The organism is Neorhizobium sp. CSC1952, from assembly GCF_030378245.1.
GTDB lineage: Bacteria > Pseudomonadota > Alphaproteobacteria > Rhizobiales > Rhizobiaceae > Neorhizobium > Neorhizobium oryzae_A.
Genome location: NZ_CP128416.1, coordinates 458528 through 480687, shown reverse-complemented (window position 1 = coordinate 480687; position 22160 = coordinate 458528). Strand labels below are relative to the sequence as shown.

Genomic DNA, 22160 nt, shown 5'->3' with positions numbered 1-22160 from the left:
TCAATCACTTACGTTTTGCTGGGAGGATGCGAAAAACCGTGAACATGAACGGAACAATGAGCCTGACTGTAAAACGTCAGTAGACCGGGTTTTGCAGGCGGGTTCCTGGCTCGCACGGAACCGTGACGCAATTATCGGTCCTCTTCTTCCTACCCTTCGTCGCAAGTTCGATCTGACGATCATCGAAGCCATCGACGCGGCGAAACTCGCTCACCGGATCGAGCATGATGAGCGATCGACCTGAGCTTCCCGGCAAGAACGACTTTGCGGTGGCCTTCAAAGCCATTGCCCTGGCGCGGGGGCTGTCCGGGGATGCTAAGACCGTTGCTGCGGTCATCATTACTCATTTCAACGCCAAAACCGGCCAGTGCGATCCGGGGACGGATCGGCTTGCGGCAAAGGCTGGTATCAGCACACGTAACGTCGTGAAGGCAACCAATGTCCTGCACGAGAGCGGTCTGGTTGTAAAAACGCGGCATGGCGGTAACGGTTTTCGAAGCAGCTATCAGCCGAACTGGAGCAAGTTTCGAGAGATCGTCGAGACCTTCGAACGGCCTGACGGTGGAGCGGAGATAGTGAACAAACGTGCACTTAGTAAGTGCACAAACGTTCACTTAGACAGTGAACAAACGTTCACCCTAACTCATATAAGGAACTCACCTAAGAAACTCACTCATACGGACGGAGCAAGTGGAAGGGCGCAGCCCTCGATGCCGTCGAAAGTCTCACCGGCAGTCACTGCCGAGATGATTAATGGGCTTGTGAGAAGGAGTTTGTCTCGACCGTATGCGAGCAAGCGTCAACCACCCTCGGTTGTAGACCCGAAGGAGGGCTTGAGGGATCAGTTCTTCGCCGCGATCGAAACGCTTGGCGACACGATGAAGGCGGTCGTCCTTAGCCGCCTGACGTCCGACATCGAGCGAGAAGCATTGATCGCCGAGCAGAAAAGCCGAGGCGCAGGCCTGCGGTTGGTGGTTGATCGCGTGTCCGGCTTGGACGCGACGCGAGGCAATCGCGATGGATAGGGGGGGTGGTCTCAAACTTCGGAAAGCCGTCGCCTTTGGACCCGCGCCCCTCTCATTCGCAGATTTTTTATTTGGCATCGGATTATTTTCACGAAAGGCCCCGAAAAATGAGCTGCTACCAGAGTGGTCTATTCGAACCTGTTGAAAACATTGATGAAAGTTCCGACCTGTCGGCGGAAAGCGCCAAAAACGAGGAATTAGTTTCCGTCCCCTCGAAAGCGAGGGTTTGCGTCATTTGCGAGCGTGAGTTTGTCCCGAAGCCGCGTTCACTCGGCTACACCTGTTCCGATGACTGCCAGCGGACACGTCGACTGCGTTACGGCGCGGCCTATCGTCAGGATCTCCGGGACAAGAAGGCGCGAATAATCGACATGTTCGGCGGCCGGGAGCCGACCTACCAGGATTTCCTCGACCTGGTGCAACGGAGGCGGCATGACCGGGATTGATTCGGCCGAGCTATCGGCTCTCATTGATCGTGTTGTATCCGATCTGCTGGAACTCAAAGCAGCCCTCGGAGGTGACACGATCACTCCGGCTGTTGAGGATCTGATCGATACCGCCACCGCTGCCGAGCGCTTCGGAATGTCCTCCGACACCGTCCGCTGGCTATGCGAGTCGAAGGGGTTCGGCGAAAAGAGAGGCGGACGGTGGATGGTGAGCCTTTCGGCTCTCCAGGCCTACAAACGGGAGAAACGGGAGTGAATTGGGCCTCAAACGGGAGAAAATGCCGGTTGTGCACTCCCGTTTCGTTTCCGACCCTAAGCGCAGTCCAACGCAAAGGGTGAAAACATGAATGATCCCATCAGTTCCGACGTCGGCGTCATCGCGAAGGCACTTGCGGCCGCCGGCGGATCATATCCGCTGGCGCGGGAAATCGCGGAAAACCGCAAAGGCTCTCCGCGCGTGCTGCGCATCCTCGACAAGGCCGCGATCAGCGGCGGCAGCTTGAGCGACGGCGATTTCGGCGAGATCCTTGCCGACTGGCGCATATCCTCGGCCGGCTTTTTCACGAGCCTGCGCTCCCGATCGATCTTCTTCCGCCTTCTGGACTTCGGCTTTGTCCGGGTTCCTCTGCGCACGCGCCTCGGCGTCGTGACGGCCTCCGCGACCGGCTGGATCGTCGGCGAAGGTCAGCCTGTCCCGGTTTCGAAACTCACGCTCAAAGGCGGCTCGCTCGATCCCGTGAAGGCGGCGGCCCTGCTGGTCATCACCTCCGAAGTTGCCCAGTCCATGACGGACGGCGCTTACACGCTCGTCAACACCGAGCTGCGCGGCGCCGTGAGCGATACCGTCGATGAAAAGTTCTTCTCGGAGGTCATTGACGGGTCCTCGCTGTCGATCGTCAGCAGCGGCAGCGATATCGCGAGCGTCAAGGCCGATCTTCTGCGACTGCTGAACAACGTCAACGACGGCGGCGGCGGTCAGATGCTTTGGGCTATGTCGCCCGACGTGGCCAACGGCTTGGCACTGATGCCGGAAACGTTCCGCAACATGTCGCCTCAGGGCGGCGAGTTGCTGGAGCTTCCGGCCTATGTCAGCCGCACCATTCCCGCCGGAACGCTGCGTTTGATCAACGGCGCTGCGATCGCCGCCGACGCGGATACCGTCGCTCTCGATGCCTCGCGGCAGGCTGACATCAAGATGGCCGACAATCCGACGAACAACAGCGTGACGCCGACCCGCGAGGAATTGGTGAGCATGTTCCAGACCGGCAGCGTAGCCATGAAGGCGATCGTCAGCTTTGGCGTACAGCGCGTCCGTGACAACGCGGTCGCCGAGCTGACTGATATCGGATGGGGTATCCCGGCGGAGCCGGCGCCATGAGTGGTAACGGCGCAAAATTTGGGGCGGATCTCGCCGAGGCAGTCAAGGGTTACGTTGCTCGGTCGCTTGCAGATTTCGAGGCTCGTCATCTCGAGCTCGCCCGCCGCGTCTCTGATCTGGAAGAGCGGATGAAGGCGGAAAAGCCTCGGGTCCGCGTACCGGTCGGGAGTGAGCGGGTATGATCGAAGCGGAAGCGGTCCTTTGCGAGGATGGCAGGACAGTCATGGTCTACCTCTACCAGGGCAAAGATCTTGTCGACACGCGGAGCCAATCCCTCCCCTTTGTGATCTCCGATGATGCTTTCGAAGACGTGCGGGCGGAATGGGAGCGGGCGTGGGAAACTACCGCGCATCGGCTCCTGATCTGAGGCGGGCGAGGCAATGGCAAAGCAGGTCTATCTCCGCCTCGTGAACCCCTCGGAGAATGGCATCACCGCATTTTACTGGCGGGGGCGTTTCTCTTGAAACTTTAGCCGGAAGCGACCCTTGTGGCGCTTCACCCAGATCGATGATGACGCGATCGGTGGGAACTGGCGAAAGATCCATGACCTTGGCCAGCCTGTGGTAGCGGACGCGCTGGCATTCTTTGACGAATATTTCGATGAAACCGGAAAGCAGATCAAGCTGCTTCCATAAGCAAGCAAAAAGGCAAATTCGATGACCGAGAAGCACTATGCAGAAATCGTACTGCCGTTTGGTGACGGCGATTACAAGTTCTGCCTGACCTTTCAGGATGTGGCAGACTGGGAGGAGCGGAACGAGCGACGTTCTCTCTTTGCGACGTTCAACGATATGGTCTGCAACCGCGCAGGATTGCTTTCCGATGTGCGTTCCATTGTCCACATGGGGCTCATCGGCGGAGGGATGTCGCCCAACGACGCGACGGCAATGGTCAGGACCTATGTTGAGCGCCGGCCGATTTCCGAGACCTTGCCGCTGGCGGTCGCGATCATGGAGGCGGCCTTTCTCGGCAACGACGAGTATCGCGCCACCAAGGGAGAATGATCCATGGCGCGGTCCGATAACGCGGAGTTTCGCAGGCGTCTCGCGCGGCTGCCGAAGGCCATCCGCGATCAGGTAAGCGCCGCCATCGCGAAGGACGCCGACGAGTGGGTGAGGCTGTCCCGCGCAATCGCCCCGAAGGACCCCGAGGACGGCACGCCCCTGCATGACAGTATCCGGCATCATGAGACCGACACCGGCGGCCAGGTGGTGAGAGCCGGAGGCGAGGCGACGACGAAGCCGAGTGCAGGCGGGCCGTTTGATTACGCAGTCGGGCAGGAGTTTGGCACCGTGAACAGTCCGGCGCAGCCATTTTTCTGGCCCGCTTATCGATTGCTGAAGAAGAAATTCCTTAGTCGGCGCCGGAGCGCCCTGAACAAGGCTGTGAAGGATTTCAACAATGGCAGATGACGCCGTACTCTACACGCGCATGGAGATGCGCCTCACCGACGCGGAGAAGAAGCTTGCGAAGTTCCAGTCCAATGTCGACCGGAACATGGGCGGGATCGAGCGGCGCACGAAAAAGGCGGCGCAGAATATGGAAAGCTCGTTCTCATCGTCGATCTCGAAGATCAGCGGCATGTTCAAGAGTTTCGGCGCCGGTCTCTTCGCTGGCGTGGCGGCCGGGGGGATCGCCGGCGTTGTTTCAGGCTTCCGGGACGTTGCGAGGGGTGTCGCCGAAATAGGCGATGCTGCCAAGATCGCCGGCGTTTCCACGAAAGCATTTCAAGAATGGAAATTTGTCGCCGAACAGGCGCGTATTCCGGTCGACGCGCTGACGGACGGCCTGAAGGAGCTTTCCCTTCGGGCGGACGAGTTCGCGGTGACGGGCAAGGGCTCCGCAGCCGAAGCGTTCCAGCGGCTCGGTTTGTCGCCGCAGGAGGTCAAAGGGCGGCTGAAGGATCCGGCCGAGCTGCTGATTCTCCTGATCGAACGAACGCGCCAGCTCGGTGACACGGCGGCAGGTGTGCGTCTTTTCGACGAACTGTTCGGCGGTACGGGTGGCGAGCGCATGGTGGCGCTGATCGACCAGGGTGAGGCGGGCATTCGCGCACAGATCAAGGCGGCGAATGACTTCGGCATCGTCATGAACGATGAGATGATCAAGAAGGCGGCGGAAACCGATCGTCTCTTCAATCAGATTACCACTACCGTGGGCACAAGGCTTAAGGCCGCCGTGGTCGAGGCTGCTGGCGCCTTGCAGGTATTCATCAATCTTTACGATCAGTACCAGCAGCGGCTTAACCTTTCCGACGCGGGAGCCGAGATCGGCGCCATGGTGAATGGCCCGTTTGCACCGAGGGCTCCCGAGTCATCCCCCGCGGCACCCAAAACCGGGCGCCTGCCGTCCGGCGCGGATATCCTCCGGCAAAAGCTCATCCAGCAGCGGATCGATGCGGCTTTCGAATCGCCGGAAGGTTCGCTTCCGTCCGACAAGAAACAGTCCGGCCCGTCGCAGGCCGAGCGAGAGCGCCAGGCGATCAAGGATCTCATTTCGGAGCTTGAGGAAGAGCTGCGGCTGGTCAACGCCACGGATGCCGCAAAACGCGCCGCTGCGGCATCCAGGCAGGCAGGGGCGGCCGCCACGGAGGACGAACGCCAGAAGGTCATCAACCTTACGGAGGCGATTTACCAGCAGGAAGAAGCGCGGCGCCGGGCCGAGGAACAGATGCTTCTGTACAGGGACTTGACGCGCGCCGGCCTCGACGACCTGTTCAGCGCCCTCGAAAACGGAAAGAGCTTCTGGCAGTCCATGGGGGATGTCGCCGTCAACAGCCTAAAGCGGATTGGCGACACACTTCTTGACGATGTGCTCGACAGCCTCTTCAAGGTGAATAGTGCGGCGGGCGGCGGCAGCTTTCTTTCAGGTATCCTTGGCGTCTTGGGTGGCGGTGCCACGAAATTCCCGTCCGCGCCAGGTGGCCTCTATTCTGACGGAGGCTACACCGGGCCTGGTGGGAAATATGAACCTGCAGGGATTGTTCATAAGGGCGAATACGTCTTCGACGCCGACGCCACGCGCCGCCTCGGTGTGGATAATCTGCACCGGCTTCAAGGTTACGCGCAGGGCGGATTGGTAGGAGCGCCAAGGTTGCCATCGTTGTCCCTGCCAAGCAGGGGCGGATCTACTTCAATCAACTTCGCGCCGCAGATAGACGCGAGAGGGGCGTCCTTAGAAGCGGTGGCTCGGATTGAGAAGGTAATGGAGCAGCAGAAGCGGGATTTTTATGCAAATGTGCTGAATTCGCTAAACAAGGCACGCCGAGCCCGGGACTGGCCGTGACCGACAAGACCGGGGAGAAGATCGATGCGCTTAGGAAGGAGGTGGCCTCCGCTTAGCCCCGCTGCCAAAGATATCGTGGCACATACCCGAACTCCGATTGGCAATTAGGGCATTTGCTTTTGCCACCGCTGAGTTCTGCGATATGGAATAATCGCCCTTCCTTTTGCTCACATACAGGGCAGAACGGATCTCCCCTCGGTGTTCCATCTTCGAAAGCTAACATCGAGAAGCCATCCTTTTTAATGGTGGTTTCTTTGATCGCAAAAGAAGCTCGGAGGCGTTCAATTTCCTGATTCCGAGCCTTTAGTTCCTCTTGTGCATCAGCAAGCGCCATTTTGACGTCTGCAAGCGAGCTATAGAGCTCGGCCATCTTCGCCTTGAACTCGCCTGCGTCTAAGCCCTTGTCGATTTCGCGGAGATCTTTTGCGATCCCGATCGCCTGCGCGGCCATGCTGAGGCCTGTTGCTATGTCGACCATGCTTGTCCCTGTTGCCGTTTATATCGCTTCAGTTCGATTACTCGGCCTCAATCACCTAAGGTTTTTTCCAGGTAGCAGCAGACAAAAGGCGATTGGTAGATCCGCCGCTTGAAGGCGGAACTTGTGCGCCGGGCGAGTGCCCTTCGGATGGGAAATCCGACCGACTAAACCAGGGCCATGCCTCCGGCGGAAGGCGTCCACTAAGGTTTTCAGGGTTAACTTCTGCAATCAGGAAGTTTTGTAAACCAAGTACCGGCTCAAAGTGAGCGCGAAGTTCATTCACGCTCGCCCTAGACTTTATGCAGTACACTAGGGGAAGGTAATTCCAGTAGCTCAGCACATAAGGACTGTACGTAATCCACCGGTTCAGAGTTTCCACGTCTACCTTGGGATTGAAAAAGACGATTATGTAGGTTTTAACGTCCATCTATTTTCGCTACCTCTCCGCCTTCAACAAATACGTTCGGCTCTTGCTCTACGGAAAGATCTATGGTCGTTGGTTGCTTCCCGCTTTCCCTGAGCAAAGATATGCGCCGGATTTCTGTGAGATATTCCTCCGACTGCAGCCGGTCAGGATCGCGCAATGCAAAATAAGCGAAGAAGCCAACGCCGGATATTACAACGATGGCTACTAGGTAGGTGAGAATTTCTTGGACATGACCGGTAGTTAGATAAACTGCTGGTAGCAGCGTTGTCAGAGCGATGCCGAGTAACCACAACATTGGAGACATCGCGCTCTTTGTGGTCATTCGCTGTATGGCTTCACCGTGATGAGGCACACCTGGAATTGTTAGTCTGCTTGACTGATCTTTGGCTGAACTCGCCATCTACTCCCCCGAGCCTTTTCTAACATTACATTATGCTGTAGTCAGCCTTTTTGGGAACTGTCATTGTGACTTGCGGGAGCCTCATCCTCGTCGGTTGCTAAGATCTCCCTTTGGGTGCTCGATCGTCAGCCATCTTCCGGCCCATCTTCGTTGCGGCCAACCTCGTCCGCAATTGCCTTCATTTCCGTTTCACTGGCCGGTCTGCCCAAAATCGGACTGTAATCACTCTGGGGCTGCCTCAGATAATGGCGTCCACGGTTACCGATGGGATTAAGTTTAACGAACTTTCCGATGTCTTTCGATGAGACCTTCATCTTCCGCGCATACTCGGCAATTTCCGCTCGCTCCTCCAATAGCCGTCGCTCCTCTGGGGTGAGTTGAATGAAGAGCTTCAAAAGCTCTTCATATTGACGCTGCGCGTTCCACGCCTTGGTCTCCAGTTCCCCGATCACTGTACGTTCGGGTGCCAAGCTCTGTTTAAGTCGAAAAATCATCTCCTCATGAAGTGAGCGACTGTTGCGCTCAGCCGCCAGCATCAAGTCGAAGTCGAGTTCTTCGCCCAAGCCAAGCGCAAAATCGGCGAACTTGGGGTTGTCGAGGCTGTTAGCGAGCCGATGCACGATTTCTGCATTCATGGAGCGGCCAGATTTCGCCGCCTCCTCCTTTATACGGTCTCGCATGCCTTCGGGAAACCGCAGCATGAACTTATCGCTCTCGCGACCTGTGTTTGAACTCATGGATATCGGTTTACCGTAGCTGATGTGTGGGTGATGTCACCGTGACGCATTTTTGCGGTTGACGCAATGAAGTCACCGTGACATCTTTTGATGTGTCACGGTGACACATTGGAGGTTCGTCATGATCCAGCAGACACGCGAGAGCGGCCAGTTTCCCCTTAGGCTTCCGAGCGAGCTTCGTGAGGAAATCAAAGCGTCGGCATCCGAAAACGGCCGATCAATGAATTCTGAAATCGTATTCCAGCTAATGCGGGCCTTCCGGAAGGAAGGGGTCACCTCAACGAAAAAAGCCGACGCTCTGGCCTAGGAACCAGCGTCGGCTTTTTCTGCATCCAGAAAGGAAAATGAAATGCAGGAAAGACATACACCAACAGAAGGCGAGGGCGCAAGCCTTTCGCGACGCAACTTCATCACCATCGCCGCCGCCAGCACCGCCGCAACATTGCCGGCCGTGGCGCTCGCTGAGGCAAGCGGCAAGACCAGCCGCTTGCCTCAGTCCCTCGATGCGCAGTTTGACGCCTGTGTGGCGCAGCTCCGCGAGATCCTGGCGAAAATGCATCCGTACATCTCGGTAATGCATGATACCTATTTTAGCACCCGGCGGGATGGATCATTCAATTTCTTAATTCAGGGAGATGTCGAATTCCAGCCGTTCCAAGGGGACGGGATTTACCTCGTCAGCATCGAAGGTCACCCATACGAGTACCTGGTTCGCGAGCAGCGGGTGGTCTCGTATGAGGGGCGAGATCTCGGCTTTAGCCACTATTATGGCCGCGCACGCTGCGATGATGGCGGATGGGATGATTACGAGCGCTATCTGTCGCCGAAATTCATCCGCAAGCTGGGGGAGGTGCCGGCATGAGCGAGCATTCTCGCCAATTGGAAGATGCCCTTGATCGCATGCTGGAAGCTGCAGCGGTCATGCGCCTGACGGCCTTCGTCCTCGACGATCTTCCGGTGTCCCCGGGACCGAGGCATGATGAACTGATCGCGGCTGTTGGGCGGGCTGCGGAGGCCGGCATGCGGATCACGTATGACGCGGTCGAATTGGTCGAGCGCGTTTCACTTGCTGTGCGGGAGGCGGCATGAAGCCCGGTCTTCCCGCCCATTCTCGCCCGCGCTCTTACCTGTCCTGCAAGAGCTTGGCAGACGAGCTGGACATGTCGGAAACGACCGTCCGTGAAATGGTGGATCGAGGCGTTCTGCCGAGGCCCGTGAAGTTGTCCAACGGCTGCGTTCGTTGGTCGTGGAATGACGTTCAGATGGCTCTCGGCGGCATGGCGGTCGCCGGAGCTATTACCTCGGACGATCCTTATTTGGTGGGGGCTCTCAATGCCACGTCGGCGTCAAAGAGCTAAGATCAGCCTCCCTAAAAACGTCCATAAGGTCATTTCGCGAGGCAAGGAATACTTCTACTTTCAGAAGGGCCGGGGGACAGCAACCCCCGGCCCACGCGTTCCGCTCCCGGGAGATCCACATAGTGTAGAGTTCTGGGCTGCGATCCAGCAGCATCGGGGCGAGGCGGTGTCTTTGCCGCCCGATACATTCAATGCTGTCCTCGATGAATGGCTCGTGCAGCTCCGTGCGGCCGGTGAGGTGACGGAAGGCACGATAGACTTCTACGACCAATCCTCGCAGGTTGCTCGCAAGGCCTGGGGCGGCCTCTCACCGCGCGGCCTCAAGCCGCTTCACGTGCAAGCTATCTTGAATGGTCTAGCTGACAAGCCAGGAGCGGCGAACAACTTCCTGTCGACGATGCGCAGCTTTTCGAAGTGGGCGCGGCTCAACGAACATATAGAGGTTAATCTGACGGAAGGTCTGACACCCCGGAAAACGCGAAGTGGTCACAAGCCATGGAACCCGACGCAGATCGACGTGGCGAAGTCAAAGCTGAAGGGCGTCGTTCGCCGTGGCGTGATCCTCTATCTCTACACCGGCATGCGCGGGAGCGATGCCGTGCGCGTGGGGCCTCAGCATATCGACGAGGGTGGCTTTGATCTGACGACGCAAAAGAAAGGGCGAGATATCTACTGCCCGATCCTGCCGGAGTTGGAAGAGGAAATGAGGACGTGGGACATGGTGGCGCCTGGCCCTTTCCTCAAACAGGAGGAAGGGCGTGCGGCCGGGAAGCCGTACACGAGGAAACTCTTCTCCAAGCACTTTGCCGAGCAGCGCGATCAGATCCCCGAACTTGCCGGAGTAACGTTACACGGGCTGCGCTGTACCGCCGTCATCAGGTTGCGGCGTGCCGGCCTCTCGATCGGGCAGATAGGCGATATCGTCGGGATGTCGATGGCGACAATCGAACGCTACTGCCGGTTTGTGGATCGGAAGGCGAGCGGAAAGGCGGCGCTCGCCGCGCTTAAAAAAGCAGAGGGAAAAGCGCCAACTGTAAAACGCAGGAAATCGGCAAAACAGAAATCTAGCCAAATCAACGAGGTAGGGCCAGAAAGATGAAATGTGCGATTTCGGCCCGGACGGGCTCTCGTCAGGCCGCTCGCCCGACCGCCTGGACGCCCTGGTCTGGGCGCTGACGGCGCTTCTTTTGGAAGGTTCCGGCGAGCCGCGCGTCAGAGGCATATGAGACAGTTCAGAGCGAGCAGCCCTGCGCCAGGTCGCCGTAAAGGCGGGCTTCCGTCCGAACCCTGTTCGCGTCCGGACCGCGGCCGGGGCTGATACAGGCCTGGCCCGGGCGAACTTTGTCGGCAAAGAGGGCGGCACGCTCCCGATAGAAGTCGCACCTGTCCCTGATGCTGAGAGATGAGAGACGGGCCAGCAGAGCCTCCGACTGCGACATGCGGCGATCGTGATCGGCGCGGATGCTGGAACAGGCCGGGTCCAGACTGCTTCTCAGCAGCAGTCCGAAGAAAAGCAGAAGCACCGCTCCCAAAAGGACCGGCGCTACACGTGCACGCACTCTGGACATTCAGTTTTTCAGGAGGATCAGCGCGGGCCGGCCGGCTTGGGCGGAGCGCTGTCGCGCATCTGCTTCCATTCGGATTCCATGCGCTCGACGACATGCTGGGGGATCGGCTTGGAAGGAGCGGTCTGCACCTGCTTCTGCATCGTCATGATCTCCTTGTTCGTTGGACGGCTGACATGAACGTCGTGTGACGCAGTTGGTTCCACAGCGTTAGGAAAAAGTAAACTGCCGCCTAAGCGCTTAAAACGATTTAGTTTTTCTAAACCGATTGAAACCCTTGGAAGGGTGAGGAGGTAAACTTAACATGGGGCGCGAGCGGGCGGTTTTCTTCGATGTCATCCGGCCGGGGCTATTCAAGGGGCGGCTGTCCGCGGGGCAGGTCAAGGGATTGACGGCGATTCTCGACTACTGGTTCCGGCATGCGCCGGAAGGGCGGACCGACGCGCTGGCCTATGTGCTGGCGACCGCCTTCCACGAGACCGCCGCCACCATGCAGCCCGTCCGCGAGACGCTGGCGAAGAGCGACAAGGCGGCGATCGGCAGGCTGGATGCGGCCTTTTCGGCAGGCCGGCTCCCATCGGTGAGGACGCCCTACTGGCGCCTGGACGCGGAGGGGAAGAGCTGGCTCGGCCGCGGCCTGGTGCAGCTCACCCACCGGCGGAACTACGAGGCGATGTCGAAGGTGACGGGCGTGGATCTCCTCGCCGACCCGGCGCGCGCCATGCAGATGGAAGTATCCGTGGCGATCCTCGTCGAGGGCATGCGGCGCGGCAGTTTCACCGGCAGGCGGCTCGATCACCATTTTGCGCCGGGCAGGTCCGATTGGGTGGGGGCGCGAAAAATCATCAACGGTACGGACCGGGCGGAACTGGTCGCGGGTTATGGGCGGATGTTTTCCGGAGCGCTCGCCGGGCTTTGAGACCGGACGGATATGTGCTAGCCGCCCGTCGTTGCCGCACAGGGAAATGGAACATGATCCGCCACATCGTCTTTTTCACCGCCCGCAGCGCGGAGGACCGCGATGCGGTGCTGTCCGGCCTGTCGCTGCTGACCGGGAACCCGCATGCGCGGCTCCTGGAAATCGGCACCAACGCGAAGACCGACCAGCTCGGCAACGCGGTGGATTTCGTCGTCTACGGCGAGTTCGAGGACGAGGCGGCGCTGGCGGCCTACAAGGCGCATCCGCTCTACCGGCAGTCCATCGAGCGGGTGAGGCCGATCCGCGAAATGCGGATCGCCGCCGACTACGACACGGAAACGGCGGCGAAACGGCCGGCCTGAGCCTCAGGGTGACGTGCACCGCAAAGCGTTGATGATACGCAGTGCATATGCTATGAATTACATATATGGCTCCTGCAACCTTGATCCTCGACAGAAAGCTCTTCCTGGAAAACGGAGCGATTCTGCAGATGAAGGTCTGGAGGCTTTCGGCTCCGAGTGGGGAACGGCCGCACGGCCTGAAATATTCTCTCTTTTACGGCAGGCCCGGCGAGCGGATCATCGGATACGACAACGAGCAGGGTAAAGGCGACCATCGCCATTACCGGGGCCGGGAAGAGGGATACCGGTTCACAACCCTCGAACAGATGATCCTCGATTTCGAAGAGGATGTCAGACGGGAGATCGGCATATGAGCGAAGTAAAACTCCACGTCACGGGCATGGACCAGTTCTTCGAGAGCGCAGTCGAGGCGGCCAGGCGTATCGATGCGGGTGATCTGCGCGAGCAGCCTGCAGACTTGGCCTTCGAAAGCATGGATCTTCTGTTGAAGGTATTGACGCCCAATCGCTGGCGGCTTCTGCGCGCCTTGAAGGCTTCCGGTTCGTCATCCATACGGCACCTCGCCCAGAGCCTGCGGCGGGACTATCGCGGCGTGCATGCCGATGTCGCGGCTCTGATCGAGGCGGGGCTGATCGAAAAGACGCCGGACAACGCGATATTCGTGCCTTGGGACCGGATCACCGCCGAGATGGCGATCACCGAAGCAGCATAGTCCAGAGGATAATTCATCATGAGATCTCCATTCCGGCTGCCGTGGGGCTCCGCGGCGGCGCGACAGGGCGTGCGCGCGGAAAAGCGTGTCGAGACGAAGATGGCGGGCAGTTTCGCGATCGTCTCCGGAGAGGGCGCGGCGCACTGGTCCGGCCGGTCCTATGCGGCGCTGTCGCGTTCCGGCTTCATGAAGAACCCGGTCGCCTACCGCGCCATGCGGATGATCGCCGAAGCGGCGGCGGCCGTGCCCTGGCTCGCCTATGAGGGCGCGAGCGAGGTGGCGGACCATCCGGCGCTTTCACTCATCGCCCGGCCGAACGCGCGGCAGGGCGGCCCGGATTTCTTCGAGGCGCTCTACGGGCATCTCCTGCTGTCCGGCAATGCCTATGTGGAGCCGCTGGCGATCGGCGGGGCGCTGAAGGAACTGCACCTGCTTCGTCCCGACCGCGTCAGCGTGGTCGAGGGGCGCGACGGCTGGGCGGTCGGCTACGATTACCGGGCCGGTAGCACGACCCGGCGGCTGCCGGCGGAGGCGGACGGCGAGGGGAGCCTCGCGCTGCTGCATTTGAGGCTCTTCCATCCGCTCGACGACCATTCCGGCTTTTCGCCGCTCGGGGCCGCGGGCGCGGCGCTCGACCTCTCCAACGCGGCGGCGAGCTGGAACAAGGCGCTGCTCGACAATTCCGCACGGCCTTCCGGCGCGCTGGTCTACCAGCCGAAGGATGGCGGCAATCTTTCCGCCGACCAGTACGAACGGCTGAGGGAGGAGCTGGAGGCGGGTTATTCCGGCGCGGTGAACGCCGGCCGGCCGCTGCTGCTCGAAGGCGGGCTCGACTGGAAGTCCATGGGGCTTTCGCCCAAGGACATGGATTTCATCGAGGCGAAGAACGGCGCTGCGCGCGACATCGCGCTTGCCTTCGGTGTGCCGCCGATGCTGATCGGCATTCCCGGCGACAATACCTACGCCAACTACCAGGAAGCGAACCGCGCCTTCTACCGGCTGACAGTGCTGCCGCTGATCGCCCGCACCGCCGCAAGCTTCGCGGCCTGGCTGTCGGATGCCTATGGCGAAGCGTTGCGGCTGGAGCCGGACCTCGACCGGATCGCCGGCCTGTCCGCCGAAAGGGAGGCGCTCTGGGCGCGGATAGGGGCGGCGGCGTTCCTCACCGAGGAGGAGAAGCGGGAGGCGGTGGGGTATTGAGAATTCCCACTTTTAAGAGTAATTTTGTAATACGCCGTATTACAAATTGGAGGCTCCGATGGCCAAGCCCGTTCTTTCCGATCCGATCACGCTCCGCCTGCCGCTCGACATTCTGGAGGACATCGAGAAGATCGCCGAGACGGCGGACAGAAGCCGAAGCTGGGTGATCGTCCGGGCGCTGAAATATTACCTGATGGCGGAGGGGAGTGAAGTGCTCAGCATTCGGCGCGGCGAGGAAGATATCGAGGCGGGGCGGTTCGTGGACGCGGAAGAGTTTTTCGCCGAGCTTGATCGCCTCAACCGCGAAGACGCCGCCTGATGAAGGTGTTCCTATCGGAGGAAGCGATACGCTACGTCGAGAGGGAACGGGCTTATCTAGCCTAATTCAGCCGACGGGCATCCGCTGCCTTTACGGATCAAATCAAGAGGGCAACCCGACTGATTGCGGATCATCCTCATGTGGGAACCGCCGTGGCACCGGTCAAAGGAATTCGCCGCTTCGTATCTGCACCCTATCATCTGGATTATATAATCCAGGCCAACCGGATATCGGTTGTTTCCATCATGCACGCGCGACAGGGGCCAGCCGATCTCGAAAAGGACGAAGACGACGACTTCGAATGAAAACGTTGAACGGCAATATTTTCCGCTAGGTCGTTAAAGCGATTTCCCGGCGATCTGACTGACTTACGACGTCGCTGATTCGGCTTCGCAGCAAACGCATCCAAGCGATTCCGACGATTCACGAAAATTAGAACCGGCTATGCCCGCGGAAGGCCGAGGATCGGCTCGCCGGCGGGCGCCGCCTGCTATCTGCGTGAAACTCCAAAAGAGAGATCAAACATGTCTGACCTCGGAAGCGATCCGGGCGTCGGGATCGCCAAGGTCCTGGGCGCCACGGCGGGAGCCGGCGTCTCGCTGATCTATCTCCTGCCCAAAAGCCGCCGCGAGGCGGCGAGCCGGTTCCTGACCGGCGTGAGCTGCGGGCTGATCTTCGGCGCGCCGACCGGGCTGTGGCTCGTCGAGCGCCTCGGAATAGGGGGCGAGCTCTCGGGCGCCGAAGTGATGCTGGCGGGCTCGGCGGCGGCAAGCCTCTCGGCCTGGTGGGTGCTGGGAATGCTGGCGCGGGTGGCGGAGAGATATGGGAGAAGGGCGGGCGGCTGAGGCGCCGTTCTTCACGCCAGCGGCTTCTCATCCATTTGCTCAGTGCCCCTTATCCGCCTGCCGGCACCTTCTCCCCGCAAGCGGGGAGAAGGGCGGATGCCGCGCCGATTTCCCTCTTCATCGGCATGATCGAGACAGAACCTTCCTCACAGGCGGAGAGGGCGAGACGCCGCCGCTTGCTTCCTTCTCCCGGTCAAACGGGGAGAAGGTGGCGGCAGCCGGATGAGGGGCAAAATTCATGAAAATCGCAGGGAGAATGCCAATGCACGCTTATCGCGGGCCGCGCCCGACCGCGCGCAAATTCGCCAATCTGGAACTCGCGGGGCTTACCGGCGACGGAGTGTTTTCCGGTTATGCCAGCGTCTTCGGCGAGGTCGACCTCGGCAAGGACCGGATCGAGCAGGGTGCTTTCCTGAACTCGCTGGTCGAGCGAGGGCCGGGCGGCGTGCGCATGCTCTACCAGCACGATCCGAACGAGCCGATCGGCGCCTGGAAGACGATCCGCGAGGATGCGCGCGGGCTCTATGTCGAGGGCGTGCTCTCGCCCGGCGTGGCGCGGGCCCGCGAGGTGCTGGCGCTGATGAAGTCGGGCGCGCTCGACGGGCTCTCGATCGGCTTTCGCACCGTCAAGGCCCGCACTGACGCCAAGACGGGCGTCAGGCGGATCCTGGAGGCCGACCTCTGGGAAATCTCCGTGGTGACCTTTCCGATGCTGCCATCGGCCAGGGTCTCCAACGTCAAGCATGCGCGGTTCTTCCGCGACCGGGAAACCGAACTCGTTCGCCACATGCGGCGGGCGGCGAAGATGATGATGCAGGCAACCTTCAAAGGAAAAACGATATGACGGAACAGAATGCGACAGGTGCGGCGCTCGAGAGGAAGGCCCCGGAAGTCAAGGGAGTGCCGGAAACGGTGACGGCGGCCTTTGACGAATTCATGGAGGCGTTCGAGGCCTTCAAGGAGGTGAACGACCGCAGGCTCGGCGAGATCGAGCAGAAGCTTTCGGCCGACGTCGTGACGCGCGACAAGGTGGACCGCATCAACCGTGCGATGGACGACCAGAAGAAGGTGCTCGACCAGCTCGTGCTGAAGAAGGCCCGTCCGCAGCTCGGCGGCGGAGCCGAGCTTTCGGCCGACGCGACGGAGCACAAGGCGGCTTTCGACGCCTATGTCCGCCGCGGCGAGGAGGTGGGGCTGCGCGAGCTGGAGGCCAAGGCCTTTTCCGGCACGACGGGCGCCGACGGCGGTTATCTCGTGCCGCCGGAAACGGATACGGAGATCGGCCGGCGCATTTCCGTCGTCTCGCCGATGCGGGCGCTCTCGACCGTGCGCACCGTTTCCTCCGCCGTGCTGAAGAAGCCCTTCGCGGCGGCCGGGCTTTCGACCGGCTGGGTGGCCGAGACGGCGGCGCGGCCGCAGACGAACACGCCGCAGCTAGCCGAGCTCTCCTTCCCGACCATGGAACTCTACGCCATGCCGGCGGCGACCCAAGGCCTGCTGGACGACTCGGCGGTCGATATCGAGGCCTGGATCGCCGGCGAGGTGGACATCGTCTTTGCCGAACAGGAGGGCGACGCCTTCATCCGCGGCGACGGCGTGAACAAGCCGAAGGGTTTCCTGTCCTATACGACCGTTGCGGAAAGCGCCTGGAGCTGGGGCAATATCGGCTATATCGCCTCCGGTGCCGCGGGCGCCTGGAAGGCGACCGGTCCTTCCGACACGCTGGTCGACCTCGTCTATGCGCTGAAGGCCGGCCACCGCCAGAACGGCACCTTCATGATGAACCGCAAGACGCAGGGCGACATCCGCAAGTTCAAGGATGCCGAGGGCAATTATCTCTGGCGCCCGCCGGTGGCCGGCGACCAGCCCGCCTCGCTGATGGGTTTCCCGATCGCCGAGGCGGAAGAGATGCCCGACGTCGGTGCGAACGCGCTCGCGGTCGCCTTCGGCGATTTCCGTTCCGGCTATCTCGTCGTCGATCGGGCCGGCGTGCGCATCCTGCGCGATCCCTACAGCGCGAAACCCTATGTACTCTTCTACACGACCAAGCGCGTCGGCGGCGGGGTGCAGAATTTCGAGGCGATCAAGGTGGTGAAGTTCGCGACGGCGTGAGCCGCCGCGAACAGGCAGTAGTGAGTAGGCAATAGGCAATGGCAATAGGCCGGTTGCCTCGGCCAAACCGGCCTGTTCCCCTTTCGCTACTGCCTACTGCCTACTGCCTACTGCCTACTGCCTTTCCGAAGGATTCCCATGACCTACGCCCTTGTTACTCCGCCCGCCGCGGAGCCGCTGACGCTTGCGGACGTGAAGGCGCATCTGCGCATCGACGGAAGCGAGGAGGACGCGTTGCTGGCCTCGCTCGTCACGACCGCCCGAGAACATCTGGAACGTGAGACCGGACTTTGTCTGATCGTGCAGGCATGGCGGCTCCATCTCGACCGCTGGCCGAAGGACGGCGTGATCCGGATTGCGAAGTCGCCGGTGCAAGCGATTCAGAACATTACCGTTTACGAAGCGGACGGAACCGCCGTCGATGTTCCGCTTCAAGATCATCTGCTCGATGGCGCTGGCCGGCCGGCGCGGCTCTGGCTGAGGAGCCCGCTGGAGCCGGGGCGGAGCGTCAACGGCATCGAGATCGATTTTTCCGCCGGTTTCGGCGAGGCGGGGATGGACGTGCCCGACACGCTGAAGCGGGCGATGTCGATCCATGTCGCGCACATGTTCGCCTTCCGGGGCGTGGTTTCTCCCGACCAGCAGCCGGCCGGCATTCCCGACGGCTATGAGCGGCTGATCGCACCTTTCCGGATGCGGAGGCTCTGATGGTCGTCTTTTTCGATCCCGGCCAGATGACGGCACGGCTCGATCTCGAAGCGCCGCAGACGGAGCCGGACGGGCAGGGCGGCGCGACCGTGACCTGGCAGGTGGTGGCATCGCTCTGGGCGCGGATCGAGCCCGTCTCGTTCGTGGTGGCCGAAGAGGCGGCGGCGGAAAGCGGCAGGATCAGCCACCGCATCTGGGTGCGGTTCCGCGAGGATATCGTCGCGGGGCAACGGTTCCGCAAAGGCGCGCGCCTCTTCGTCGTCAGGCTGGTGCGCGATCCGGACGAGACGGGCCGCTACCTCGTCTGCCAATGCGAGGAGGAAGCCCGATGACGGCGGCGAACGCGCTTTTGGCGACCATCCACCAGAGGCTTGCCGGCGATGTGGTCTTGGCGGGGATGATCGGGCCGGATGGTATTCGGGACCGGCTTCTGCCGCGCCCGAAACTGCCCTGCGTTGCATTCGGCGAGATGGAGACGCGGGATTATTCGACTTCGTCGGAAGGCGGCGAAGAGCATTTCCTGACGCTCGAAATCTGGTCCGGCGGCGAGGGGCGGCGGGAGGCGCAGGAGATCGCCGGGCTGGTGCGCGGGCTATTGCACGATGCGGCGCTGACGCTGGATGGGGCAGTGCTGGTGAGCCTGCTGCAGGTGGGCATGCGGACGCGCCGCGAACCGAAGACGAGGTTCCATCTCGCGGAGATGCGGTTTCGGGCGGTGACGGAGTGAAAGGGAGTCTGGATTTCTCCTTGAGTAACCCCGGTTATGTCTGTATATACAATGTATGTACAGGATGAGGCCCTGAGCTATGGGAGCACTTCGGAAGAGCGAAACGATCAATTTGCGGGTCGATGCCGACACCCGCGAGGTGATCGCGCGTGCGGCTGAAGTTTCCGGCAAATCGCTGACGGCCTTCATGACGGAGGCGGCTTTCGCTGCTGCCCAGAAAGAGCTGCTCGATCAGAGGTTCGTTGGCGTGGATGCGAAAGTGTTCGATGCGGTGGAGAATCTCCTCGCAGAGCCTGCGCAGGCCAACGAAAAACTTGCGGCCTTGTTCAAGTCGAGCCGGGAATGGCTCGATTGAAGCCATGTATCGCAAACCGGTTCCACTGAACGAACAGCACCGTCTCGAGGGTTTCGATAGCGGCAAACCGGCGCTGGATGCCTTCCTCAAGGAAATGGCACTTCATAACCAGGCGCAGGGCTACACACGCACTTTCGTCATCGCCGATGCCGATTTTCGCGTTGTGGGCTATCACTCGCTCTGTGCCGGCATGATCTCGCGCGAACATGCTCCACGCCAGGTCAAAAGCCATCAGGCGCCGGGCGAGATACCGGTGGCGCTGTTGGCCCGGCTGGCGGTGGACAGGCGATGTCAGGGGCTGGGGCTCGGCGGCGAGCTTTTGAAGAACGCGCTGCTGGCAGTCGTCGCAACCGCCGAAGTGGTGGCGTTCCGGGCCGTCATGGTCCATGCGCTTGATGAGGATGCGGTTCGCTTCTACCTTAAATACGGTTTTCGGCAGGCCAAAGGCCTGGAACGCACCTTGCTTTTGCCGGTGAAGGATATCGTCGCCTCGATCGGCGCTTAGGTGGACCGCCCTCCCGCCTTCCGCACCAGTTCAACCAGCATCAGCACGAAGATGAGCGAGATCGCCGAAAGGACGGCGCCCGTGAAAAGGGCGGCGGTTGGGCCGATGCGGTCGAGGATCGCCGTGAAGATGACGGGTGCCAAGGCGTTCGCGAGGTTCTGCGGCAGCGACAGGCGGGCAGACTGCAGGCCGAATTCGCGGGCCGAGAACAGCGACAGCGGCAAGAGCGCACGGGCAACCGCGACGACGCCGGTGCCGAAGCCGTAAAGCAGCACGAAGATCACCAGGACCGATGCGGAGGACGGCAGCGTTGCGGCGACGAGGAAGCTTGCGAGCATGAGGCCGGTTCCGACGAGCGAGGTGAGCAGCGCATTGCCGCGCCGACCGAGCAGCATATCCACGAAACGGGCGGAAACGCCGATGGCGCCGCGCGCCGAGCCGAGCTGCAGGGCAAGTGCCGGCGACGCACCGGCCTGGCGCAAAAGTTCGAGCAGCGAAGGCGACAGGCCGAAGCTGACGAAGGAGCTGATGGCGGTCGCCGCCGCGACCAGCAAGAAGGCCCGGCGGCGTTCCGGCGGCGTGAACTCGACCGGGACGATTTCGGCCGCCTGTGCCCGCTCGCGGTTTTCGACCCTCTTCGGCAGGCCGTAGAGATAGAGCGGCAGGCAGACGAAGATCTGCAGCGCGGCGCACAGCCCGAAGGTCAAACGCCAGCCGACGAGATCGTTCACGAGCGCGAGGACCGGCCAGAAGACGGTCGCCGAAAGCCCGGTGAACAGCATGAGAATGGCGATGACGCGCTTTCCGTTCAGCCCCTCGCGCTCGACGACGGCCGTATAGGCGGGTGCCGACAGGCCGAGCGCGCCGCCGATGCCGATGACGACCCAGGCCGCGGCATAGGCCACGAACTCATGGGCGGCGGCAAGCAGGAGAAGGCCGGCGGCGAAGACGACGGAGGCCGTCGCCATCACCCTGGCGGCGCCGTGGCGATCGAGCAGCCGGCCGGTCGCGGGACCCGCCAGCGCGCTCACCAGCATCATGATCGTCAGCCCGAAGAAGATCACCTCGTTCGGCAGGCCGAGATCGGGCGCGATGACGCGGCCCATCACGCCGAGCATGTCGAAGGTGGTGCCCCAGGAGACGATCTGGGTGACGGCGAGCACGGCGATCGTCCGCGCCGAACGCAGAGGGAAGGTTTTGGACATACGGGAATCGTGGAAGGGCTTCGGACGCAAAGGCTGTAGCAGTTCAGCCGGTGGCGCGGAAGCAACAATTGCAACGGCTGGAAGGATTGGAACATGGTGGCGCAGAAGGGCAAGGACCTTCTCCTGAAGATCGACAATGGCGGTTCGTTCGTGACGGTGGCGGGGCTGCGCTCGAAGCGGCTCGCCTTCAACGCCGAGACCGTCGACATCACCGACGCGGAGAGCGCCGGGCGCTGGCGGGAGCTTTTAGGGGGAGCCGGCGTGCAACGGGCATCGCTGACCGGGGCAGGCATCTTCAAGGACCAGGCGAGCGACGGGCTGGTGCGGACGGCCTTTTTCGCCGGCGGCATCCTGAACTGGCAGATCCTGATACCGGCCTTCGGCACGGTGTCCGGGCCGTTTCAGGTGACGGCGCTCGAATATTCCGGCGAGCACGATGGCGAGATCCGGTTCGAACTGGCGCTGGAATCGGCCGGTTCCTTGAGCTTCGGAGCGCTCTGATGCTGCCGGACAATCGGTTTACGGGCGGGCGGGCGAACCGCAGGCGCGGCGAGGTGGAGGCGATGATCGACGGCGAGCGCCGCATCCTCTGCCTCACATTGGGTGCGCTGGCGGAGCTGGAGACGGCGTTTGCCGCGGGCGATCTGAATGGTCTCGCGGAGCGCTTCGCCTCCGGCCGGCTGAAGTCGGCGGACATGATCCGCGTCATCGGCGCCGGTTTGCGGGGCGGCGGCAACCTCTTTTCCGACGAGGAGGTGGCGGCGATGGCGGTCGACGGCGGGATCGCGGGCTATGCGCGCATCCTCGGCGACCTGCTCGCGGCGACCTTCGGCGGGGCGGAAGGGGAGGCCTCTGCAAACCCTTGAAGGCCGCAGCGGGTATCGAGGCACGGGCAGAACCGTTTCCCTGGGAAGCGGCGATGCATGTCGGCCTCTGCCGGTTGCGGCTGAATTCAAGGGATTTCTGGGCGCTGACGCCGCGGGAGTTCTTCGCCATGGCGGGAGGTTCGGGACCGCGGGGCGAGGCGATGGAGAGAGCCGGGCTGGAGGCGCTGATGAGGGCGTTTCCGGATGGGACTTAGAGCCCCCTCAC

38 protein-coding genes are annotated in these 22160 nt (G+C 61.4%); 32 read left to right on the top strand and 6 right to left on the bottom strand.

Features of this window, described 5'->3' with window-relative positions; genetic code table 11:
• The first annotated feature begins 227 nt into the window (after positions 1 to 227).
• From QTA58_RS02535 to QTA58_RS02490, 10 genes are all read left to right on the top strand, one after another.
• Entirely contained in the window at positions 228 to 1025 is a 798-nt protein-coding gene (locus QTA58_RS02535) for a helix-turn-helix domain-containing protein (RefSeq protein ID WP_289671596.1), read from the top strand.
• A gap of 107 nt (positions 1026 to 1132) precedes the next feature.
• Positions 1133 to 1471 carry a hypothetical protein gene (locus tag QTA58_RS02530; RefSeq protein WP_289671595.1) on the top strand — a complete coding sequence of 113 codons (339 nt, stop codon included), beginning with the start codon at positions 1133 to 1135 and terminating at the stop codon, positions 1469 to 1471.
• A complete protein-coding gene (locus tag QTA58_RS02525; protein WP_289671594.1) occupies positions 1458 to 1727 on the top strand; it encodes a helix-turn-helix domain-containing protein in 270 nt (89 codons plus the stop codon). The genes QTA58_RS02530 and QTA58_RS02525 overlap by 14 nt, the downstream gene beginning before the upstream one ends.
• 87 nt (positions 1728 to 1814) lie before the next feature.
• Positions 1815 to 2849, top strand: a complete 1035-nt coding sequence (locus tag QTA58_RS02520) for a phage major capsid protein (protein ID WP_289671593.1) — start codon at positions 1815 to 1817, stop codon at positions 2847 to 2849.
• Positions 2846 to 3031 carry a hypothetical protein gene (locus QTA58_RS02515; protein WP_289671592.1) on the top strand — a complete coding sequence of 62 codons (186 nt, stop codon included), beginning with the start codon at positions 2846 to 2848 and terminating at the stop codon, positions 3029 to 3031. Before QTA58_RS02520 ends, QTA58_RS02515 begins: the two co-directional genes overlap by 4 nt.
• Positions 3028 to 3216 carry a hypothetical protein gene (locus QTA58_RS02510; RefSeq protein WP_289671591.1) on the top strand — a complete coding sequence of 63 codons (189 nt, stop codon included), beginning with the start codon at positions 3028 to 3030 and terminating at the stop codon, positions 3214 to 3216. The genes QTA58_RS02515 and QTA58_RS02510 overlap by 4 nt, the downstream gene beginning before the upstream one ends.
• A 118-nt stretch (positions 3217 to 3334) precedes the next feature.
• Positions 3335 to 3484 (top strand): hypothetical protein, encoded by a 150-nt coding sequence (locus QTA58_RS02505; RefSeq protein ID WP_289671590.1) that lies wholly within the window; start codon positions 3335 to 3337, stop codon positions 3482 to 3484.
• A gap of 21 nt (positions 3485 to 3505) precedes the next feature.
• Positions 3506 to 3853 (top strand): gene transfer agent family protein, encoded by a 348-nt coding sequence (locus QTA58_RS02500; protein WP_289671589.1) that lies wholly within the window; start codon positions 3506 to 3508, stop codon positions 3851 to 3853.
• Between the two features lie 3 nt (positions 3854 to 3856).
• A complete protein-coding gene (locus QTA58_RS02495; RefSeq protein WP_289671588.1) occupies positions 3857 to 4261 on the top strand; it encodes an HK97-gp10 family putative phage morphogenesis protein in 405 nt (134 codons plus the stop codon).
• Positions 4251 to 6134, top strand: coding sequence for a hypothetical protein (locus QTA58_RS02490; protein WP_289671587.1), 1884 nt, complete (start codon positions 4251 to 4253; stop codon positions 6132 to 6134). Before QTA58_RS02495 ends, QTA58_RS02490 begins: the two co-directional genes overlap by 11 nt.
• Before the next feature lie 52 nt (positions 6135 to 6186).
• On the opposite strand, the gene QTA58_RS02485 is transcribed toward QTA58_RS02490, so the two are convergent.
• The 3 genes from QTA58_RS02485 to QTA58_RS02475 all read right to left on the bottom strand — a co-directional run bounded on the left by QTA58_RS02485 (position 6187) and on the right by QTA58_RS02475 (position 8176).
• On the bottom strand, positions 6187 to 6612 hold the full coding sequence (locus QTA58_RS02485; protein WP_289671586.1) for a hypothetical protein: 426 nt from the start codon (positions 6610 to 6612) through the stop codon (positions 6187 to 6189).
• A gap of 416 nt (positions 6613 to 7028) precedes the next feature.
• Positions 7029 to 7439 (bottom strand): hypothetical protein, encoded by a 411-nt coding sequence (locus QTA58_RS02480; RefSeq protein WP_289671585.1) that lies wholly within the window; start codon positions 7437 to 7439, stop codon positions 7029 to 7031.
• 125 nt (positions 7440 to 7564) lie between these two features.
• Entirely contained in the window at positions 7565 to 8176 is a 612-nt protein-coding gene (locus tag QTA58_RS02475) for an Arc family DNA-binding protein (protein ID WP_289671584.1), read from the bottom strand.
• A gap of 121 nt (positions 8177 to 8297) precedes the next feature.
• Here QTA58_RS02475 and QTA58_RS02470 point away from each other — a divergent pair, with 121 nt between their 5' ends.
• From QTA58_RS02470 to QTA58_RS02450, 5 genes are all read left to right on the top strand, one after another.
• Positions 8298 to 8483 carry an Arc family DNA-binding protein gene (locus QTA58_RS02470; RefSeq protein WP_289671583.1) on the top strand — a complete coding sequence of 62 codons (186 nt, stop codon included), beginning with the start codon at positions 8298 to 8300 and terminating at the stop codon, positions 8481 to 8483.
• A 42-nt stretch (positions 8484 to 8525) separates the two neighbouring features.
• Positions 8526 to 9038 carry a hypothetical protein gene (locus QTA58_RS02465; protein ID WP_289671582.1) on the top strand — a complete coding sequence of 171 codons (513 nt, stop codon included), beginning with the start codon at positions 8526 to 8528 and terminating at the stop codon, positions 9036 to 9038.
• Positions 9035 to 9265 (top strand): hypothetical protein, encoded by a 231-nt coding sequence (locus QTA58_RS02460; protein WP_289671581.1) that lies wholly within the window; start codon positions 9035 to 9037, stop codon positions 9263 to 9265. Before QTA58_RS02465 ends, QTA58_RS02460 begins: the two co-directional genes overlap by 4 nt.
• A gap of 441 nt (positions 9266 to 9706) precedes the next feature.
• Complete coding sequence (locus tag QTA58_RS02455; RefSeq protein WP_289671580.1) at positions 9707 to 10633, top strand: integrase; 927 nt, start codon at positions 9707 to 9709, stop codon at positions 10631 to 10633.
• Between the two features lies 1 nt (position 10634).
• Entirely contained in the window at positions 10635 to 10760 is a 126-nt protein-coding gene (locus QTA58_RS02450; protein WP_289671579.1) for a large terminase, read from the top strand.
• Positions 10761 to 10766: 6 nt separating this feature from the next.
• On the opposite strand, the gene QTA58_RS02445 is transcribed toward QTA58_RS02450, so the two are convergent.
• On the bottom strand, positions 10767 to 11102 hold the full coding sequence (locus QTA58_RS02445; RefSeq protein ID WP_289671578.1) for a hypothetical protein: 336 nt from the start codon (positions 11100 to 11102) through the stop codon (positions 10767 to 10769).
• A gap of 17 nt (positions 11103 to 11119) precedes the next feature.
• On the bottom strand, positions 11120 to 11248 hold the full coding sequence (locus QTA58_RS02440; RefSeq protein WP_272937844.1) for a hypothetical protein: 129 nt from the start codon (positions 11246 to 11248) through the stop codon (positions 11120 to 11122).
• Between the two features lie 155 nt (positions 11249 to 11403).
• Here QTA58_RS02440 and QTA58_RS02435 point away from each other — a divergent pair, with 155 nt between their 5' ends.
• The 14 genes from QTA58_RS02435 (at position 11404) to QTA58_RS02370 (ending at position 19863) form a co-directional block, all read left to right on the top strand.
• A complete protein-coding gene (locus QTA58_RS02435; RefSeq protein WP_289671577.1) occupies positions 11404 to 12018 on the top strand; it encodes a hypothetical protein in 615 nt (204 codons plus the stop codon).
• A 53-nt stretch (positions 12019 to 12071) separates the two neighbouring features.
• Positions 12072 to 12380 carry a Dabb family protein gene (locus QTA58_RS02430; protein ID WP_085422750.1) on the top strand — a complete coding sequence of 103 codons (309 nt, stop codon included), beginning with the start codon at positions 12072 to 12074 and terminating at the stop codon, positions 12378 to 12380.
• A 65-nt stretch (positions 12381 to 12445) separates the two neighbouring features.
• Positions 12446 to 12733, top strand: a complete 288-nt coding sequence (locus QTA58_RS02425; protein WP_289671576.1) for a DUF6516 family protein — start codon at positions 12446 to 12448, stop codon at positions 12731 to 12733.
• Positions 12730 to 13092, top strand: coding sequence for a MarR family transcriptional regulator (locus QTA58_RS02420; protein ID WP_289671575.1), 363 nt, complete (start codon positions 12730 to 12732; stop codon positions 13090 to 13092). Before QTA58_RS02425 ends, QTA58_RS02420 begins: the two co-directional genes overlap by 4 nt.
• 18 nt (positions 13093 to 13110) lie before the next feature.
• Complete coding sequence (locus QTA58_RS02415) at positions 13111 to 14292, top strand: phage portal protein (protein ID WP_085422753.1); 1182 nt, start codon at positions 13111 to 13113, stop codon at positions 14290 to 14292.
• 58 nt (positions 14293 to 14350) lie between these two features.
• Positions 14351 to 14611: a ribbon-helix-helix protein, CopG family gene (locus tag QTA58_RS02410; protein WP_085422754.1), complete on the top strand. Its 261-nt coding sequence runs from the start codon at positions 14351 to 14353 to the stop codon at positions 14609 to 14611.
• A 524-nt stretch (positions 14612 to 15135) separates the two neighbouring features.
• On the top strand, positions 15136 to 15456 hold the full coding sequence (locus QTA58_RS02405; protein ID WP_085422755.1) for a DUF6107 family protein: 321 nt from the start codon (positions 15136 to 15138) through the stop codon (positions 15454 to 15456).
• A 262-nt stretch (positions 15457 to 15718) separates the two neighbouring features.
• Entirely contained in the window at positions 15719 to 16300 is a 582-nt protein-coding gene (locus QTA58_RS02400; RefSeq protein WP_085422756.1) for an HK97 family phage prohead protease, read from the top strand.
• Positions 16297 to 17568, top strand: a complete 1272-nt coding sequence (locus tag QTA58_RS02395; protein ID WP_289671574.1) for a phage major capsid protein — start codon at positions 16297 to 16299, stop codon at positions 17566 to 17568. Before QTA58_RS02400 ends, QTA58_RS02395 begins: the two co-directional genes overlap by 4 nt.
• Positions 17569 to 17706: 138 nt before the next feature.
• Complete coding sequence (locus QTA58_RS02390; protein WP_289671573.1) at positions 17707 to 18276, top strand: head-tail connector protein; 570 nt, start codon at positions 17707 to 17709, stop codon at positions 18274 to 18276.
• Positions 18276 to 18608, top strand: coding sequence for a phage head closure protein (locus QTA58_RS02385; RefSeq protein WP_289671572.1), 333 nt, complete (start codon positions 18276 to 18278; stop codon positions 18606 to 18608). Before QTA58_RS02390 ends, QTA58_RS02385 begins: the two co-directional genes overlap by 1 nt.
• Complete coding sequence (locus QTA58_RS02380) at positions 18605 to 19003, top strand: DUF3168 domain-containing protein (protein WP_289671571.1); 399 nt, start codon at positions 18605 to 18607, stop codon at positions 19001 to 19003. Before QTA58_RS02385 ends, QTA58_RS02380 begins: the two co-directional genes overlap by 4 nt.
• Before the next feature lie 112 nt (positions 19004 to 19115).
• The gene (locus QTA58_RS02375) at positions 19116 to 19358 is read left to right on the top strand and encodes a DUF1778 domain-containing protein (RefSeq protein WP_289671570.1); all 243 of its coding nucleotides are present in this window, start codon (positions 19116 to 19118) and stop codon (positions 19356 to 19358) included.
• 4 nt (positions 19359 to 19362) lie between these two features.
• Complete coding sequence (locus QTA58_RS02370; RefSeq protein ID WP_289671569.1) at positions 19363 to 19863, top strand: GNAT family N-acetyltransferase; 501 nt, start codon at positions 19363 to 19365, stop codon at positions 19861 to 19863.
• On the opposite strand, the gene QTA58_RS02365 is transcribed toward QTA58_RS02370, so the two are convergent.
• Positions 19860 to 21068, bottom strand: coding sequence for an MFS transporter (locus QTA58_RS02365; protein WP_289671568.1), 1209 nt, complete (start codon positions 21066 to 21068; stop codon positions 19860 to 19862). The two genes, QTA58_RS02370 and QTA58_RS02365, sit on opposite strands and share 4 nt — an antisense overlap.
• A 93-nt stretch (positions 21069 to 21161) precedes the next feature.
• Between QTA58_RS02365 and QTA58_RS02360 the strand changes: the two genes are divergently transcribed.
• From QTA58_RS02360 to QTA58_RS02350, 3 genes are read left to right on the top strand one after another with little or no spacing between them, the layout of a single operon-like run.
• Positions 21162 to 21569, top strand: a complete 408-nt coding sequence (locus QTA58_RS02360) for a phage major tail protein, TP901-1 family (RefSeq protein ID WP_289671567.1) — start codon at positions 21162 to 21164, stop codon at positions 21567 to 21569.
• Complete coding sequence (locus QTA58_RS02355) at positions 21569 to 21934, top strand: gene transfer agent family protein (protein WP_289671566.1); 366 nt, start codon at positions 21569 to 21571, stop codon at positions 21932 to 21934. Before QTA58_RS02360 ends, QTA58_RS02355 begins: the two co-directional genes overlap by 1 nt.
• On the top strand, positions 21931 to 22149 hold the full coding sequence (locus QTA58_RS02350) for a rcc01693 family protein (protein WP_289671565.1): 219 nt from the start codon (positions 21931 to 21933) through the stop codon (positions 22147 to 22149). The genes QTA58_RS02355 and QTA58_RS02350 overlap by 4 nt, the downstream gene beginning before the upstream one ends.
• The last annotated feature ends 11 nt before the right edge of the window (positions 22150 to 22160 follow it).